This window comes from Nodularia sp. UHCC 0506, from assembly GCF_034931045.1.
GTDB lineage: Bacteria > Cyanobacteriota > Cyanobacteriia > Cyanobacteriales > Nostocaceae > Nodularia.
In genome coordinates this window covers 68077-86121 of the sequence record NZ_JAYGHH010000012.1, presented here as the reverse complement: position 1 = coordinate 86121, position 18045 = coordinate 68077, and the positions used below count along the sequence as shown (strand labels likewise).

The following is an 18045-nucleotide window of genomic DNA, read 5'->3' as shown; positions in this document are numbered from 1 at the left end:
GGCGAAGCCTTGCAACTACTTTCGGATTGATCAGCCTTAAACCTGCGATTTATCTGGGTTTTATATTTATTCACCAAACCCTAAATAAATCCAATGTCCTAAATACTCAGTTCTTTAATAATATGTAATGCCACAAATTTAACTAAATCTGCCAGCCCTTCTTGAGTCTTTAAATTTGTCAGAAGAAAAGGTTTATCACCACGCATTTTCTGAGTATCCCGTTTCATCACATCTAAATCGGCACCAACATAGGGCGCAAGATCAACTTTATTAATTACCAACAAATCAGATTTAGTAATACCGGGGCCACCTTTGCGGGGAATCTTATCACCTGCGGCCACATCGATCACGTAAATTGTTAAATCTACTAATTCGGGACTAAAAGTAGCTGCTAAATTATCGCCACCACTTTCTAGAAATACTAAATCTAAATCTATAAATTGGTGTTCTAATTGTTCAATAGCAGCCAAATTCATGGAAGCATCTTCACGAATCGCTGTGTGAGGACAACCACCAGTTTCTACTCCCAAAATTCTATCGCTTGTTAAGGCTTGAGAACGTACCAAAAATTGAGCGTCTTCTTGGGTATAAATATCATTGGTGACTACAGCAATTTGATACTGTTCACGTAAGGCTTTACATAAAGCATCAACTAAAGCCGTCTTTCCCGAACCTACTGGGCCAGCCACCCCAACACGCAATGCACTCATCTTTCTATGTCTAACTCCTAAACAACCTTGTATACTGGGTTTCATGCTGCATACTTGCTAACGACAAACCCCAACTACAACAGCTGAGTTCATCATCCTTCAAAGCTAGTATTTCTGCTAAGGCGGTGCTAATAAATGGTTGTAAATCTAGTAATAATTCTTGTCCCGCAGTTTGACCAAGGGGAATGAGTTTTACTCCAGCCGTAATCAAATTACTTGCCCAACTTTGCAGATATGCTAGTAAAGCAGCTTGAATATTTATTTGCCAATGAGCAACAGCAATGCCAAAAGCGATCGCATAATTGCAAGGATTACCCACTGCCTTGAATAAAGGTACAGTATCTGGTTGTAGTTTATCAAGTAATTGGGTCAGCGATCGCCCCATCTGCCAACTAGATGCCCGTAATTCTTGGGTTTCCCTAGCAGCAGATAACCACATATTCCAATGAGATAAACCTGAAATGTCGCCTATAGTTGCCAATTTTACAGACCTTACCATCACCGCCGCATCTAACCGAATTGCTCCATAATGTAGTTCTGCTTCTAACCAATGTTTAAGACTAGCTGGATCTGAAATCATGCCCTTTTCCACCAGCATTTCTAAGCCTTCAGAATAGCTATATGCTCCCACAGGTAAGCTAGGACTGGCTAACTGCAATATGTATAAAAAATTGGCATCAGTGAGGGTGATGGTGTCCATAAGCGCCTAATTCTGGCTGAAATGGTAAGGTTTCTTCTGTAATTTCTAGTCCCAGTTGTTCTAACATTGTGCGTAAAACTGAATCTGGTAATAAGCGTAGATAGCTAGAGGTAATTTCTACGGGTACATGGCGATTTCCTAAATGGTATGCTGCGCGCATTAATAAAAGCGGTGTTTGAGCAAAAACTGTTAACACTGTTTCTGGTTTGGCAGTAATTCTAATTAAACTGCTATTGGTTGCGTCTTGTAAAATATCACCATCTCGCAGTAAAGTTCCTCTAGGCAAACGCAAAAATACAACTTTGCCATCTTCGGTTTCAAAGCGATGACGGCTGCGGCTGCGTTCTTCTGATGTTAGTGCTAGGGTGAAAGACACGGAAACTTCAGGGTTAGGCGGGTGACGTTGGGTCAAGGTTAGCATCATTCATCAAATTCCAATGTTACTTATTACCGAAGTCATTTCACCCCACCCCCAGCCCCTCCCTGCAAGCGAGGAGGGGGATAAAACATAGCTTGGGTAAGGTTTCCTGGTTTAATAAGTTATCAAACAGACACTAAGCGTCGTAAGGATTCAGCCCGGCGCTTGGCAATGCTGTTATTGGGATCAAATTTTAGTGCTTCTTCATACATTTGTAACGCCTGAGTGGTTAATTTTTTCTTTTCGTAGGCGTGTCCCAAGTTATTCAGTGCTGTCACGTAGTTTGGTTTACGTTTGATAGCTTCTTTATACTGGCGAATTGCTAAGTCATATTGCTCTTGACTAAAATAAACATATCCTAGTCCGTTGTAAATAGGGGCGCTGTCTTCTACCTCTTCTTCTTCTTCGGCAGCTTTCATTGCTTTTTGAAATAGCACTATCGCTTGTGAAAATAATTGTTTCTCTGAATAAATGCTGGCTAACTCGTAATATTCTTGAGCTGTACCTTTTTCTTTCTCCAGTTTCTTGCGTAATCTTGCTAAAGCACTTTCACGCCTGCGAGTTTTGAAAATTTGGCGGAAGACATTCACAACTGCGAATGAAAGCAGACCTACAAAAATTGAAAGATAAATAATGACTAAATTTTTATCCATTGTCTGCAAACACAAATATTAAAAGCTACTTCTGTCTCTATTATCTAACACTTGGGAGATGCTGGAAATCAGGGAGATATTTCTTCACTTTATGATTGAAATTTTTTTAAGGTAAGCCCCAATATTTAATACGTTCTTTGAGCCAACCTTCTGCTATATATTGAGCGATCGCTTCATTTACTTGCCGTCTTAACTGATCATACTGCAATCCCTTGGGCATGACTACAGATAAGGGTTCAGTTGATAGCTTGGTGGGTAACAGCCGATATTGGGGATATTTTTGCACCCAACCACTCAGAACACTGGCATCGGCAGCAAATGCGACTACTGTATTATTTTCTGTGAGCGATCGCCCTTCTTGATATGAATCAACTCCCACTAACTCTGCTTTTGGCACATAGTAACGCACTTGGGCAATTGTGCTGGAGTTCCTGATGACGGCAATTTTCTTGTTGGCTAAATCACTTAGCTGACTCACAGCAGCATCTTTTGTGACTATAACAGCACCATCAAAGTAGTAAGGAACACTGAAACTGACTAACCGGGCGCGGGATTCTGTCGCTGTGACTCTAGCGATCGCTAAATCCACTTGATTATTTAAGACTACAGACAAGCGATCGCGGTTGACTACTGGCTGGAATCTGACAGCATCCGCTTTCCCTAACAAATCCAACGCCAGACGCTTTGCCAAGTCAATTTCTAAACCTTGTAAATTACCGTCAACATCTCTAAATCCCAAAGGACGCAAGTTATCTTTGACGGCGATAGTTAAATAACCTCTGCGCTGAATCTCAGGCATTTGGGCGGCAGATGCCATAAATCCCCAGGAAAAGCAGACAATACAAAATATAGTAGCGGATAATACCAGATGTAACTGATTAATTTTTAGCCCCTCGGCTACGCTCAGGGCAAGCCATCTGTTACATCGGTACTTCATCCGTTACCATCCTTATGCTTTAGCTTGAAGTGCCAATTCCGCAACTTTGCCGAAACTAGCTGGATCGAGAACTGCCAATTGTGCCAACATTTTGCGATTGAGTTGGATATCAGCTTTTTTGAGATTGCCAATCAACTGACTGTAACTTAAACCATGTTGCCTTGCAGCAGCATTGATCCGGGCAATCCACAGACGACGGAAATCGCGCTTTTTCTTTTTGCGATCGCGGTAAGAACTGCGAAGCGCCTTCATTACCTGTTGGTTAGCGGTTCTAAACAAAGTGGAATGAGAACCACGAAAACCTTTAGCTAACTTGAGAATTTTATTGCGGCGTTTACGAGCTACATTACCGCGCTTTACTCTGGTCATAGTCTATTTCCTGAAAAACTTACAAATAAGGAAGCATCAAACGCACGTTGTCTTCATCACGTTCGTGTACAAGTGTGGACTTGGACAAGCTACGCTTTTTGCTAGAAGACTTGTGTTCTAAAAGGTGATTTTTGAAAGCTTTGCGACGCACAATCTTACCGTTACCAGTGGCACGGAACCGTTTGGCCGCTGCTTTACGAGTCTTGAGTTTAGGCATGGTCTGACTTTAATTCGACACAATCCATAATTATATACTATAGGAATCCGGTTTGGTTTATGAATTTACTCGTAGAGGTAGGGAACAGGGAACAGGGAAGAAGGAATCAAGGAATAGGTCGTTTTGTATGGCTTGCGTGGCGTAAGCTATCAAAATTCAAATAGGAGTCCTATATTTACGGGAATGTTCATTGAAATTAAAGATTTAAGCCAGTGTAACTACACATTCAGGAAACTGACGTTTTAAGGCTGGAAAAACGGGACAAGGTACTTGTTCTTGTAAATTTTCTGGTTTACTCCAGGTAAAAGGCGCTTGCTGTGATGCAGACATCCACAATAACCGCTTGGCTCGTGTCATGGCAACGTAGAGTAAACGATATTCTTCAGAGGTTTTTAAATGTTTTGCCTGTTCCCAGGCTTGGGAGACATTAGGTATATTAAATTCACCGTGGATTGCAGTGCGAATTTGGGCGCGCGCTACTTCTGATAAAGTAAAGTCGCCTAGAAACTGGCTTTTGGGAGGAACCCAAAATTTACCAGGAATTAAGTTTTCATGTAGAAAGGGCATAAATACATAGTCCCAATCCAACCCCTTAGCTTTGTGCATGGTGATAATTGTCAGTTGACCGCCACGGGTATAACGCGCGTCTAAATCATCTGCTTCCACTGCTTCAAACCGTTCAGAAGAAACGATTTCACTTAAAGCTGATAGCATTGCCTCCATTGAATTGTTCTCAGCTATTTGCTGGTTTACCCGTTCGGCGAGTTTGTCAGCAGTTGCCAGTTCAGCTTGTTCATACCTTAAAGTTAAAGCCAAAAAAGCAATCAGCTGATATAAAGGCAGTTCTAACCGGGCGCGGAGTAAACTCCGACACAAATGTGCGGCTTTTTGGACTGTATCTGACTGGAGTTCTGCCAGGGGGCTGGGATACAAAAATTCTTCTGGGAGACTAGCAAGGGCGTTGAGGTCTTGGGTAGGAATTAATTGACGCTGTACCAATACTTCTAAAGCTGCTTTGAGGTAATCAGGAGAATGGGGGCGATCGCAAAATTGCAATAATCCCAACATTTCTTGGGGGATATGAGAACGGCGATCGCTTTCACTTACGTCATAAAGTGTAATTTTATGCTCCTTACACACAGGAGTTAACATCTCCGTTAGCCAGCGTCCTTGGCGATGTTCTCGCACCAAAATAGCCCCACTAATTTCTTTAGAATCTGGAGTAAATAATTCAACCACTCTTTGAGACAATAATTCAACTGTGTGATAAATATCACGGGGAGTATAAAGTTCTAGTCCTCTTCCCACTGGTAATGGATTGGCATTTGTTTGAGGATCACTAATATTAACGGGGCGGATATTTTGAGAACGAAAGGGGAGTGGTTGATTTTTGAGTTGATAAAAGCTGTTTACCCATTCTAGGGCGAAGTTAGCGGCGGCAATGATAATTCGGGTACTGCGTCCAGCTTGATCCATTGTGGCTAATTTACCAAGGCGATCGCACACACCGCAAAACTCCCGAAAATAAATCGGATCAGCAGGTGTAAAAGTCGAGTTAATCGCTTGATTAGGATCACCAACTCGCACTAATTGGAGTGCTGAGTAGGGAAAGTGCTGAGTGCTGAGTGCTGAGTGCTGAGTAAGTTTCTTCTCCCCTGCACCCTGCCCCCTGCCCCCCTGCCTGTTATCCCCTGCTTCTTCCCCCTGATTAGTTGCTAAAATCTCTAACAGCTGTGTCTGTAAGGGGCTAGAATCCTGGGCTTCGTCTTCAAAGACGGCAAAAACTTGATTTTGCTCAATGCGACGGGTGCTTTCATTTTCTAAGACACGCAGAGAGGCTAAAATCATATCGTCGTAATCGTATCTATCACGCGATCGCATTAAATTTTGATATTGTTCATACAATCCCGCCGCTACCCGCAAAATTCCATATTCATCGGTAGTTTTTTGACTCCATTCCCGCAGTTTTTCCGGCAATATTCCCGAACTTTTCGCTTCATGAATAACTGTATTGGCTAAATCTGGTAAAATTTCTGTTCGCAAAACTGACTGACGACGTAATCTTTCTGTCTCTTCACCATCAAATTGATGCCCTTCTAGCAACCGAGAATAAGGTTCTGGATTGTCATTAATCCATTGTTCTACAGCTGTGCGAATAAAACGGTGACTTTGGTTGGGTGTAATTAATGTGACATTTTCTAATTCTAAACCTGAGAAATTAGGGTGACGACTGGCAATATTTAAGGCTAAACCATGTAGGGTATAGACAGCAAAGCCCGTGGGAGGTAAAGATAATTGTTTTAAGTATCCGCGAATTTTTAATTTAATATTGGCAGCTGCGGAACGCGTAAAGGTAACAACTACAATGTGACGACGGGTAGATGGCCGTGATTCAGCAGAGATTTGGTGTTGACGGGCGATCGCGATCGCTACTGCTGCGGCCATACCAGTAGATTTACCAGCCCCAGGAACGGCGGAAATAGCCAATGGCCCCAATTGCCAATCAGCCATCTGTTGTTGTCCTGGGCGTAGTTGATTGCGGATTTCTACAATCTTCTCTTGTAATTGTGACTGGAGAGATTCTTGAGGCACAGTAGCCGTAAAATAAGCGTCTGACATAAAGTTTTAGATTTTAATTGAAATTATCAAACCGCAGATTGAGCATCTTTCAGGATAAATAATGGCAAATCGCAAACCGTATCTACATTATCTATGTTTAGCTGGAGCAATTGCCCTTGGTGCTGTGTTGCGTTTTTGGCATTTAGGCTTAAAACCTCTGTGGATGGATGAGGTAATTACTGCTATTTTTAGTTTGGGAAAAAATTACCATGATTTGCCTTTAGATGTTTTATTTCCTTTACCACGTGTCCAGGAAATTTTTACTTTCCAAGCTGGGGTTAGCTGCCATCAAATTGCCGAAAATTTAGCTAATCAGTCTACCCATCCGCCGTTGTTTTTTTGTGGAATGTACAGTTGGTTAGGGTGGATGACTCCTTTGGGTTCAGAGTGGGTGGCAAAATTGCGATCGCTATCAGCTGTATTTGGTGTGGGTGCGATCGTCGCCATTTATGGGGTCAACCGCATAGCTTTTTACTCTGCATCAGGAATCATCGCCGCATTCATTATGGCTATTTCTCCTTTTGCTGTGTACCTTTCTCAAGAAGCACGCCACTACACCATGCCCATGTTCCTGATTACTTTAGCGTTATTAGGACTAATCAAAATTCAGCAGGATATTTTTGAGAATAAACGTATCAGACTTTGGGTGGTAATTTTATGGTCGATTGTTAATATCATTGGTCTTTATATTCACTACTTTTTCATTTTGGTTTTTATTGCCGAAGTTATGACATTATTAATATTAATATATTTAAGTAAAAGCCAAATTCACAGAAAACACCAATTTTACCTAAATTTAATTTTATCAATTACTGGCGTTGTAATTAGTTTTCTTCCCTGGTTGCGGGTGATGTTAAATCATTTCCAGAGTGCCGAAACCAATTGGCTACCTGCTACAATGCACATTGCACCACTATATCAAACTGTAATTAGTTGGATATTAATGGTAATTGCTTTACCTGTAGAAAATCAGCCTCTGCTAATTACAATTGGCTCTGGCTTTTTGATGATAATTTTTGCTTTATGGTTAGGGTGGCAGGTATACCAAGGTTTAAAACTGCTGTGGTTAGATCATAAAACTCAGTTAGCAACATTAACACTTTTAAGTTTTACTATTGTTGTATTGATCCAATTTTTTGCCATAGCCTATTTACTAGGTAAAGATATAACTATTATTCCCCGCTATAGCTTTGTTTATTATCCCAGCTTTTGCGCTTTGTTAGCAGCTAGTATTAGCAAAATGCACCAGCAAAAATTCATCATTTTGTTTGTTGGTATTCTTAGCTGTGTTTTTGTCGTTTCTAACTTATCGTTTCAAAAGCCTTTCCAGCCTGAACAAGTTGCTCAAAACATGAATTTAGATCCTTCTGTCCCAATCATGCTGGTAGTAGGATACAACAATTATCAGGATGTGGCTTTGGGATTAAGTTTTGCTTTAGCGTTAGAAAAAGTTAGAAGTAACACAAATACTACTGTTAAAGCTAGTTTCAATAACTTTGATAGTGTTGCTTTTTTTCCAAGATATCAGAATTCACCTGCTTTTTGGAACCAGCTTGATGAAATGCCAAAATTGGCAACATCTCAGATAAATTTATGGTTAGTTGGCCCAGGAATGAAAAAACGAGACTATCCCCAAGAGGTGGGGTTATTTGGGGATAGTATTTGTACAATAGACACGACACAACACCATCGCATAGGTGTTCCCTATCAACTTTATCGGTGCAACAAGATGAAACTTTAGTCCCCATTAGGGGCGGGTTTACAAAATCATTTAAGATGAATGATGATATTACTAAACCCGTCCGTACCATCCAATTTCCAATTCTTGGTCAAATCAATTCAAAATGCAGAAGAAATAAAATTTTTAATTCAAAAAAGTTCATTTACTCATCAATTTGCCAGGAATCTTTACTTATTACATCATCGAAAATTTTCTTAGGACGCACAATTACAATAATTCGCCCCAATAGAGGAATTTCTGGCTCGGTTTCAAACCACTGAAAGTCTAATTTACCGTTGTGTTCCACAACAAAGTAGCTGGAGTCATCCCATTGTCGCCCGGCGCGATCTACAGCCACTAATATTGGTTTTGGCAGATTTTTTTCCTGGTTGGGGAGGCGATCGCTACTACAAAAAATCGCTACGGGGTCTTCTGCATTTAATAACACTTGCCAACCCGGTAAAGGTACCCAAGCTTGTTCGCCGGCAAACTTGACTAAACCAAATGGCTCAATGGTTTCTACCATAGGTACATTTTGTAAATCTTGTGCTGTTAATGGGAATTCTCCCACTACTGGCACAATCCGAGGCAATTCTTCTTCTGACTCAAATCGATAAAAAGGCAGAATCGGGGCTGAACGCTGAGAAACTACCGTAAAATCAACAAGTAATTGTTCTATTTGCTTTCTAGCTGTGGGGGTGTGAGCAAAACGTAAACCTTTAGCAATGAAGCGCGATCGCTCTTGCAAATCTGTATATTGCCGTGCTAGTTTCCAAGCTTGATAAGCCACAGCATCCCCTGGATGGGCGGTAAAACCTTCTGGTAAACGTGGGAATCGAGAAAAATCTTTAATTGCTTTTGCTACTTCTCGCGCTTCCTCAAGATCCAATTTGTGGATAAAGGTAAGTTCAGCTGCGGCAGCTCGTTCTTCGTGGGTAAGTAAGCGTAATTCATACAAAACATCACTACCCCGTGTCGTGTAGTGTGCTTGTGTAGATTCGGAAGCGCCACCTTGTGCTAAAGAACTATAAACTTGGGAGCCAACAATTACCTGATTTTGTTGAATTGGCTCAAATCCAGTTTCCTCAAAAATTTGCTGGGGATTGTAACCAGATTTTTGCAAGGAGGCGATCGCTGCTCCCCACTCTACCCAGTTACCTTGTTTTTGCCTCAGCTTTCGTAGTAATTCTTTAACTACATCGTCGTTTACAGCATTTTCATGAACATTTTCAGGTAGATTAGTCATAATTCTGGCGTGGGAGCTTCAACTTCAGAAGGTAATTAATTTTTGTGCCGGGAACCCTAATTGTAATCTTTAACAGTTGTAGACATGATCAATCATCTGTAAGCAGACAAGATTCATGGTCGTCGCTACAATCTTCTTTTGGTATAAAGGATAGGAGATGAGTTATTTTGTCGCTAGGTAAAAACAAATTTAGTATAAAATAATTAATAAAATATCCAAATCTCAGTAAAATATCTAAATCTCAGTGTACAACAGACTTGGAACTTTTGACTGCAAATGAGCAACATTTATTTATACTAAGCTAATTCTAGCTCAGAGATTAGACTTACTCATAATAAGTTTGAACTATGCTGAATTACAGTCGTAAATTCACGCAAGGCTTAATCGTTATTTTCAATTAATGTGGGTATGGAATATCACAATATGGCTAATACTGGTAGTAATGATTTCATGGATAATCCTATTGCTGTAACTGATACAATTCGCGGTCAATTATCAACTTTGGAAAAATCAAAAAGACTCAAAATTCTTGTAGTTGACGATGAGCCAGATAATCTTGATTTGCTTTATCGCACATTTCGGCGGGACTTTAATGTTCTCAAAGCTGATAGTGGTGTCAATGCCCTAAAAGTATTGGCAACAGAAGGGGAAGTAGCGGTGATCATCTCCGATCAGCGAATGCCAGAAATGAAAGGAACTGAATTTCTCAGTAAAACTTTGCCTCAGTTTCCAGATACTGTCAGAATTATCCTCACAGGATTTACTGATATCGAGGACTTGGTAGAAGCGATTAATGCTGGGCAGGTATACAAATATATTACCAAGCCTTGGGACCCAGGAGAACTGAAGGCAGTGGTACAAAGAGCCGCAGAAACTTACGGCTTACTCAAGCAACGCACAGAAGAATTACGCCGTGCGAACGCTCAAATGGCATTGCTAACTGTTTTAGTGCAGGTAACTCAAGCAGCTCATAGCTTAGATGAAACTTTAACACCAATTGCTACCGTATTTAGTGAAAGTTTCACGGCAGACAGCTGTATTTTGCAATTAGCTCAAGAAAATCAGCTCATAGCAACTCAAGGTTTTTATTCTCGTTTGGGTACTCTAGAAAACTGGTTAGATCAAGATCCACTGACAAGTGAAGCGATCGCCACAGGGCAAATGCAAATTTCGTTAGATGTACCAAAAGATACAAAACTAGCTGATATAAATCACTATCAAAATGCTGGTGTGCAAGCACATTTAGTTATTCCTATTACTTACCGCAATAATATGCTAGGGATTTTATCCCTCCAGTGGCAAAAACCTTGCTCTTTGCGAGAAGATGAATTAAGTCTGGTTCGTTTATCAGCAGAACTAGTGGCGATCGCCCTGACTAGTAGTGGCTGTGAACCACCAAAGATTTAACAAGTGAAACAACATTAATTCAACCCCACGGATAAATCCGGGGGTTATTTAATTTTGAATTTTGTTAAGTCTTGGCGGGCATAACTGCGCTTACCGTGCAGCGTCTTTGATAGCGCCGCGTGGCGTTAGCCATAGGAGATATTACCTGCTGGATATATTTTTAGTCGGAAGTTTTAACTAATGAATCAAGAAATTCGCGACATTTTTGACCGTATTGCTCCAGTTTATGATGACTTGAATAATTGGTTGAGTTTGGGACAACATCGTATATGGAAAGAAATGACAGTCAAATGGAGTGCAGCTCAATCAGGAGATACCTGCCTAGATTTATGTTGTGGGAGTGGTGATTTAGCCTTCCGGTTGGCTAGATATGTGGGAACTACAGGACAGGTCTATGGTGTGGATTTTTCGCCCAATCTCCTAGCAGCTGCTCAAGCACGCTCCCAAAACCAATACCCGCAACAGACGATTTCTTGGATAGAAGCCGATGCACTCAATTTGCCCTTTGATGATCACTACTTTGATGCCGCCACAATGGGTTATGGTTTAAGAAATGTTACAGATATCCCCCGCAGTCTGCAAGAATTGTACCGAGTCCTCAAGCCTGGTGCTAAAGCGGCAATTTTAGATTTTCATCGTCCCAAAAATCAGCAGCTTCGGGCTTTTCAGGAATGGTATTTAAGTAGTATAGTTGTACCAATTGCCCAACACATGGGTTTAAAAGAAGAATATGCTTATATCAGTCCCAGCTTAGATCGTTTCCCCAATGGACAAGAGCAAATAGAGTTAGCTCGTCAAGTTGGTTTTACATTGGTTACACACTACCCCATTGCGAACGATATGATGGGAGTGCTGGTAGTCAGTAAATGAGTGATGAATTAGAAGTTTTGCATTAAACTCATCACTTATCGCTCATCAATTCTATTTTTCCTAATTTTTATTTTGGATTGGTCTCACCTCTGGTTTTATTTATTACCCCCGGTGCTGGGTGGCATTATTGGCTATTTCACTAACGATATAGCCATCAAAATGTTATTTCGTCCCTACCGAGCAATTTATATAGCTGGGCGAAAAGTACCGTTTACTCCTGGATTGATTCCTCGCAACCAGGAACGTCTGGCTAAGAACATTTCTAATACAATTATGGGGTCGTTGCTGACTCCAGGCGAATTGCAAAATCTGGCGCGACGCTTGTTACAGACAGAACGCGTACAGTCGGCAATTTTGTGGTTATTGCAATTAGCGATTGAACAAATCAAAGTTGAGAAAAACGAGAAAAGCGCCAAAATTGTGGCGGGAATTTTACGCGATTTGTTAGGAGAATCATTACCTCGGTTGCTCAAAGTTTTGGCAAGGAGAGAAGATTTTTTAGAGCCGCAAATCAATCAAATTTTTGACCAGGTATTGCTGGAATTACAACTGAGTGAAGAACAATCGACAAGGTTAGCTGATTGGTTAATACAGGTAGTTTTACCTCCAGATGTATTACGGCAAATAATTATTGATTTTTTGACTGATCGCACTATTCAAACTATTGATGAAAGCTTTCGGGAAAAGACCAGTGGAACTTATTGGGTAGTCGCAAATTTATTTGGATTACGTAATACTCTCACCAGGCTGAGAACTTTTTGTTTAGATGAAAAAGATACTACTAATGCTCGTTTAGAGGAATTAATTCAAGTTTTGCAAATGCGCGATCGCTTGAAAAGAGTCCTGTTAGAGTTATCATTACAAAACTTGCCCATTGGCACAGTGCGCCAACTGAGGAAGACGACACGCGAGAGTGTACGTCATTATATCCAATCCAGTGGAGGTGATTTACTCCAAGGATTAACTGGTTCTGTAAATTGGGAAAATATAGCCACATTGCTACTTAACCGTCTCAGCGCTTCACCTGTTCTGAGTTCTTCCTTAGAAGTTGTCAGTCAAGAGTTAGCTAAAATTTTAGAGAAATACTTAGAAAAAGATTTAGAAAAAATTGTAGCCCAGGTAATTCCCATATTATCGATAGACCAAGTAATTGTTGATCGAGTAAAATCAACTTCACCTGCTGATTTAGAGGCTGCAATTGAGGGAATTGTCAAGAATGAATTACAGGCAATTGTCACTTTAGGCGGTGTATTAGGTTTTATTATAGGTATATTGCAAGTAGGAATTTTAATATTTACCCAAGCTTAGTTTTGATGATTATAGCTGCGCTTACCGCGTAGCGTTAGCCATAGGAAATATTACGAATTACGTAAAGCCCTGACGGGCATAGCTGCGCTTACCGCGTAGCGTTTCCGCAGGAAATATTACGAATTACGCATTACAAATTACGAATTACGAATTACGAATTACGAATTACGAATTACAAATTACAAATTACGAATTACGAATTACGAATTACGAATTACAAATTACAAATTGCGTAGTTTTTTTTGTGTTAACTAAAAAAATATTGACTTATTATTAATATAATAAATTTTATCAATGACTAAACAAATTTTTAGTTAAGATGTCAGTCATTAATTATGATGGTGAGCCGTGAATCGTTCAACGCAATCAAAACCTTCGTCTAAAAAACCGCGTCAGGTGCGCGATGCAGAGGCGACAAAAAAGCAAATTCTCGATGCAGCAGAAGCGGAGTTCTCCAGAAACGGGCTGAGTGGGGCGCGGACAGAAGCGATCGCCAAAGGTGCAGGAGTCACCACAGCGATGATTTATTACTACTTCCAGAACAAGGAAGGGTTATATAAAGCGGTTTTGCAGCGTCCAGTAGTGGAAATATCTGAAGGGGTGCAACAGCTAAATTTGGATCAGTTTCCAGCAGATGCAGCCTTAAAAATGCTGATTAAACAGGTGATTGCTTACGAAGTGGTGCATCCACAACGAGGAATGCTGTGGTTTCAAGAAGCAAACCAAAATCAGGGTAAATATTTTAAGTTGGGGAATTGGGAAGAAAATTTTGGGTACGTGATCAAAATTTTAGAACGGGGAATGGCTGAGGGTTGTTTCCGTCAGATTGATCCGTTTCTTGTCACTCTCCAAATTGCGGGAATTTGTAATTTTTATTTCAACGCCCACGAAAACCTCAAGCATATTAGACCAGATTTGCAACTACTGGCTCCAGAAATGATTGAGCAGTACTCTGAAGAAGCAGTTAATTTGATTTTGGCTGGTGTGCGAAGGGGAGTAGAAGAAGCAGGGGAGCAGGGAGCAGGGAGCAGGGGGGAGAAGACGGTAACTTCCCAATGACTAATGACTAATGACCATTTTGACTTGCTTTTAATTTGGGGTAAGCAATACGCTTGTGGTGAAATTGCTGCCAAACATCGACAAAGATTTGACTGATTTCTGACATTTCTTCCCGTGTTAGCCCTGAATCTACCATTTGATTGTCTTGCCATTTGGCACGGAGAATATTATTGAGCATGGCTAAGGCTTGTTCTGGGGTGGCATCTTTAAGCGATCGCAGTGCCGCTTCGCAGGAGTCTGCTAACATAACTATGCCGGTTTCCCGTGATTGGGGAATGGGGCCGTCATAGCGAAAATCTGCTTCATCTACTATTAAATTGGGATCTTCCTGAGACATTTGCTGTGCTTGGTGATAGAAATAGGCAATCAACATCGTTCCTTGATGCTCAGGAATAAAAGCTTGAATCGCTGTGGGTAAAAGGTGTCTTTGCGCCATGACTAAGCCTTCCGTCACGTGCTTTTTGATAATTGCGGCACTCTTCCAAGGATCTTGAATCTCTGTTTCATGTTTATTTGGCCCCCCCATTTGATTTTCAATAAAGCCCAGAGGGTCGTGCATTTTGCCGATATCATGATAGAGAGTTCCAGCCCTGACCAATTCTACATTACAGCCCAACTTTTTGGCCGCAGCTTCAGCTAAAGTAGCCACTAACAAGGTGTGCTGAAAGGTTCCAGGGGTTTCAGTGGCTAGTCGTTTTAATAAGGGGCGATTCGGATTGGCTAGTTCAGCTAATCGAATAGGGGTAACTAAATCAAATACCTTTTCTAAATAAGGACTTAACCCCAAAGCCACAATACTCCAGGCTAAACCGGATAAAGCAAATAATCCTGATTTTTGAAGTACAACATACCAAGCTCCGCCAAATGCTGCACCGATGAGGAGATTCATAATCAGGTATATACCTCCATGAGTGACGGCGATCGCTACACCTAATAATGCTAATTCTTCACGCGATCGCAATTTTTGCGCCATACTACTACCCAATATTCCCGCCGCCCCACCAGCCAACAGCGAAATTATGCTGATTTCCACAGTCATTGGTAAAATCAGCAGCAACAGTCCCACAACAGTTGCACCCAAAACAGGCGCATAGAAGCTACCCAACAATAAACCAACGGCGCTCCAAGTGGTATAAGGTACACCCAAGGCTAGTACTCCTGGGGTACTTAGGGTTAGCAGCAGTACTAACAGGTAATCTCTCTGTCGCAATTTGCAAGACCTTTGTCTTCCTACCACCACAAAAATGCCAATTGCGGCGGTGACAGTGGCTGCTAATTTTGTCAATTGGAACCAGTTATTTTTCCGGCGAATTAATTGATAATGCTCCAGAACATCAAAGTGCCATTTAGTAATATCCTCTCCCTTAGCGACAATCAGTTCTCCTTGCTGCACCTCTACCATTACAGGTGCTACTCTATCTGATGCTTGCTGTATTTGTTGTTTCGTTTGTTCCTCATCAGTTTTCAGATTGGGTTGCAGTACAGATAACAACAATTTTGTTGCTAAGGGTTCAACATCTTTTGGTACAAGTTCCTGTACGTTGAGCTTCACCGCATTTTGGAGAATAGTTAAGGGTAATCCTGGGGGAATTCCTTGAGTTAGAATCCTATCTGCACTCTGGCGAATTCCTATTTGTGTCTTAACCCATTCGTTATCTGATAATTTCAGGAGAGCAGTTTCGCTGTAAACTCTCTTAGAACTAGCCTTCTCTGGCTGTAAAAGTTGGATTTTTGCTTGGGTGTATGCTTGGCGTACTTGGGAGGTTTTGACTATGAGTGAATCTAAGTTTTGCTCTGAAGTTGAGGCGCGATAAGCTTTTAATTCGGCTACTGCTTGAGTAAAGTCAGCGTTTTGGGAAATATCAACGGGTTTTTCATCTAAAGGAGACAGGAATAGGGGTAGATTCCCGGAATTGAGGAGAGTAGACAGAGATTGATGTTCTGGAATCGGTGAACCTGTATATGATGGGAATAAAGGCAGATATTGGGAAGTGGGGAGTTTTTGGGCGATGCTACCTGGCTGTCTCTTTTCGAGATGACTCCGGTTTTTGCCCACTAACAAGTCTGATTGCTGTTGGCTAGTATTTTTTAAAGTTATCAGTAATGTTTTCCATTCCGAAGCAGAACAAGAGCGGAGATAGTGCTGGGTAGGAACAGACAAAACTGATGTATCGAAGAAAGGAAAAACTCCGGCAGTATTACGAATTTTATTCCCTTCAACCAGAAGTTGTTGTAAATGTTTGTTGACTCTTTCGGTTTTTTGGACATCGACCATCAACACTGGTATGGAACTTTTACTAGCGGCTTGGCGTTGGGCTTCTGTTTCTTCTTTATCCTCAATACTAGCAGTATAGGGCGCTGTCATCGTTTCGGGTGCAGGAGTACCTACTGCTAACTGGGGCTGATTGTATAGTTTATGCCCCATAACCCCGGTAAGAGATACTACAGCGATCGCTAAAACAACAGAAGAACGCTTCTCATGCACCCAGCTTAGACATACTGCATCAATTCCCCGGTGAATTCTGACCGTTTTTGCCATTGTTCTGTGTGCTGTTTCTGGTTTTTGGTGTTCGCTGTTGTCAACAGACTGAAAAAATCGCTGCTTTTTCATGTTTTTTGGCTGCTTACTTTGATAACTCAAAACAAGACAATCCTCAAAAAAGCCCAAGTTATGCTAAAAGCAATGAGAACATCAGTTATGGGATCTGGTTGAAGCCGATTGCACACAATAGCTACCTACAGACTAAGGTTATACTTTGAGAGTACAAAACTACTAAATTTTCTATTTATTAGCTGGTATATTGCGTCTATACCTTGAACAGTGACCATAACATTAACGCGACTGGATAATGTCAGGAGATGCAAAGATGCAAAGTTGCGCCTGTTGTTCATATCTGATACATCCCTCCTCTGGGTACTCCTTTAAATGTAAGGTGGGATCATACACTCCTGACCACACAGCAACAAGTGCATCAGCTAATTCTAGCACTTGAGAAAAAGTTGTTAGTTCCCCAGTAGCTAAATTATTGTGACATAACAAAACCCGCCATTGTACGGGAATACCCGTAGTGCTGTTGTAAGCTCCTGATAAAGCCCCAGTAATTGTAGTGATGGTTTGGAAATTTAAACTTTTAGTTTCTGTCCGCCAGGTATGATCGGTATTATCCTTGTGAGTAGCCAGCAAAACCGCTAGACGCAAGTCTTCCAAGGTATTGAGAAAGCAGTAAAACGCTATAGCAATAACATTACTCGGTTCTTCTTCTCTACTGAATTCTGCTTGTACTGATGCTAACCCAGCTCTCTTGTCTAATAAATTGTTAAGTTTTAGTAATTTTTGTGGTAGGAGTGTGGATGTTTCCCCAATAAAGGTAATGATTTCTGATATGAGGGTTTGTGGATGAAGCTTTTCCCGAAAACATTGAGCGATCGCATATCCTACTGCTAATGTTCCATCCCTCACAATTGGGTCATATTCCCATATTTGCAACATATACAACAGGTTTTGTCGCAGGTTAGCCATGCTTTCATGAAAAAAAAGTGCCACAGGTAATGTGGCAATCATAGCTTTTTGTAAAACACTATCAGTTATATCTAAATGAAGAGATTTGCTCTGATAACGTTGTAGCCAATTATTTATATCTAATTTGCCTAACTCAATTAAACTTTCCGCACCCAAAACTGCTACGCTGCTAACATCAGAATAATAATCATACTGCTGATTAGCATCCTTGGCTAAAACTTCGCCCAGTAATGCCCCTAATAAAGCACCTTGATAACGGTTAATTAGTGGATAGCGCATATTTGAGAAAAAA

General features: G+C 41.0%; 16 protein-coding genes. 5 read left to right on the top strand and 11 right to left on the bottom strand.

Features of this window, described 5'->3' with window-relative positions:
• Nucleotides 1-98: 98 nt before the first annotated feature.
• The 8 genes from ureG to VB654_RS10285 form a co-directional block, all read right to left on the bottom strand.
• Entirely contained in the window at nucleotides 99-710 is a 612-nt protein-coding gene (ureG, locus tag VB654_RS10320) for an urease accessory protein UreG (RefSeq protein WP_323213625.1), read from the bottom strand.
• Nucleotides 711-720: 10 nt separating this feature from the next.
• The gene (locus VB654_RS10315) at nucleotides 721-1410 is read right to left on the bottom strand and encodes an urease accessory protein UreF (protein WP_323213624.1); all 690 of its coding nucleotides are present in this window, start codon (nucleotides 1408-1410) and stop codon (nucleotides 721-723) included.
• On the bottom strand, nucleotides 1388-1831 hold the full coding sequence (gene ureE, locus VB654_RS10310; RefSeq protein ID WP_323213642.1) for an urease accessory protein UreE: 444 nt from the start codon (nucleotides 1829-1831) through the stop codon (nucleotides 1388-1390). The genes VB654_RS10315 and ureE overlap by 23 nt, the downstream gene beginning before the upstream one ends.
• 122 nt (nucleotides 1832-1953) lie before the next feature.
• A complete protein-coding gene (locus tag VB654_RS10305; RefSeq protein WP_323213623.1) occupies nucleotides 1954-2481 on the bottom strand; it encodes a tetratricopeptide repeat protein in 528 nt (175 codons plus the stop codon).
• A gap of 106 nt (nucleotides 2482-2587) precedes the next feature.
• Nucleotides 2588-3418 (bottom strand): transporter substrate-binding domain-containing protein, encoded by an 831-nt coding sequence (locus VB654_RS10300; protein WP_323213622.1) that lies wholly within the window; start codon nucleotides 3416-3418, stop codon nucleotides 2588-2590.
• A gap of 12 nt (nucleotides 3419-3430) precedes the next feature.
• Nucleotides 3431-3787 (bottom strand): 50S ribosomal protein L20, encoded by a 357-nt coding sequence (gene rplT / locus VB654_RS10295; RefSeq protein WP_323213621.1) that lies wholly within the window; start codon nucleotides 3785-3787, stop codon nucleotides 3431-3433.
• A gap of 19 nt (nucleotides 3788-3806) precedes the next feature.
• Nucleotides 3807-4004: a 50S ribosomal protein L35 gene (gene rpmI / locus VB654_RS10290; protein WP_323213620.1), complete on the bottom strand. Its 198-nt coding sequence runs from the start codon at nucleotides 4002-4004 to the stop codon at nucleotides 3807-3809.
• 204 nt (nucleotides 4005-4208) lie between these two features.
• Nucleotides 4209-6623 (bottom strand): ATP-dependent helicase, encoded by a 2415-nt coding sequence (locus VB654_RS10285; RefSeq protein ID WP_323213619.1) that lies wholly within the window; start codon nucleotides 6621-6623, stop codon nucleotides 4209-4211.
• Between the two features lie 61 nt (nucleotides 6624-6684).
• On the opposite strand from VB654_RS10285, the gene VB654_RS10280 reads away from it, so the two are divergent.
• Nucleotides 6685-8364 (top strand): glycosyltransferase family 39 protein, encoded by a 1680-nt coding sequence (locus VB654_RS10280; protein WP_323213618.1) that lies wholly within the window; start codon nucleotides 6685-6687, stop codon nucleotides 8362-8364.
• Nucleotides 8365-8506: 142 nt separating this feature from the next.
• Here VB654_RS10280 and VB654_RS10275 read toward each other — a convergent pair whose 3' ends face one another.
• Complete coding sequence (locus tag VB654_RS10275; protein WP_323213617.1) at nucleotides 8507-9589, bottom strand: RuBisCO accumulation factor 1; 1083 nt, start codon at nucleotides 9587-9589, stop codon at nucleotides 8507-8509.
• A 450-nt stretch (nucleotides 9590-10039) separates the two neighbouring features.
• Between VB654_RS10275 and VB654_RS10270 the strand changes: the two genes are divergently transcribed.
• The 4 genes from VB654_RS10270 to VB654_RS10255 all read left to right on the top strand — a co-directional run bounded on the left by VB654_RS10270 (nucleotide 10040) and on the right by VB654_RS10255 (nucleotide 14233).
• A complete protein-coding gene (locus tag VB654_RS10270; RefSeq protein ID WP_323213641.1) occupies nucleotides 10040-10996 on the top strand; it encodes a response regulator in 957 nt (318 codons plus the stop codon).
• A gap of 180 nt (nucleotides 10997-11176) precedes the next feature.
• Nucleotides 11177-11866 carry a bifunctional demethylmenaquinone methyltransferase/2-methoxy-6-polyprenyl-1,4-benzoquinol methylase UbiE gene (ubiE, locus tag VB654_RS10265; RefSeq protein WP_323213616.1) on the top strand — a complete coding sequence of 230 codons (690 nt, stop codon included), beginning with the start codon at nucleotides 11177-11179 and terminating at the stop codon, nucleotides 11864-11866.
• Between the two features lie 72 nt (nucleotides 11867-11938).
• A complete protein-coding gene (locus VB654_RS10260; RefSeq protein ID WP_323213615.1) occupies nucleotides 11939-13174 on the top strand; it encodes a DUF445 domain-containing protein in 1236 nt (411 codons plus the stop codon).
• 348 nt (nucleotides 13175-13522) lie between these two features.
• The gene (locus VB654_RS10255; protein WP_323213614.1) at nucleotides 13523-14233 is read left to right on the top strand and encodes a TetR/AcrR family transcriptional regulator; all 711 of its coding nucleotides are present in this window, start codon (nucleotides 13523-13525) and stop codon (nucleotides 14231-14233) included.
• Nucleotides 14234-14240: 7 nt separating this feature from the next.
• On the opposite strand, the gene VB654_RS10250 is transcribed toward VB654_RS10255, so the two are convergent.
• Nucleotides 14241-16844, bottom strand: coding sequence for an HD family phosphohydrolase (locus VB654_RS10250; protein ID WP_323213613.1), 2604 nt, complete (start codon nucleotides 16842-16844; stop codon nucleotides 14241-14243).
• A 222-nt stretch (nucleotides 16845-17066) separates the two neighbouring features.
• On the bottom strand, nucleotides 17067-18032 hold the full coding sequence (locus VB654_RS10245; RefSeq protein WP_323213612.1) for an ADP-ribosylglycohydrolase family protein: 966 nt from the start codon (nucleotides 18030-18032) through the stop codon (nucleotides 17067-17069).
• Nucleotides 18033-18045: the final 13 nt, after the last annotated feature.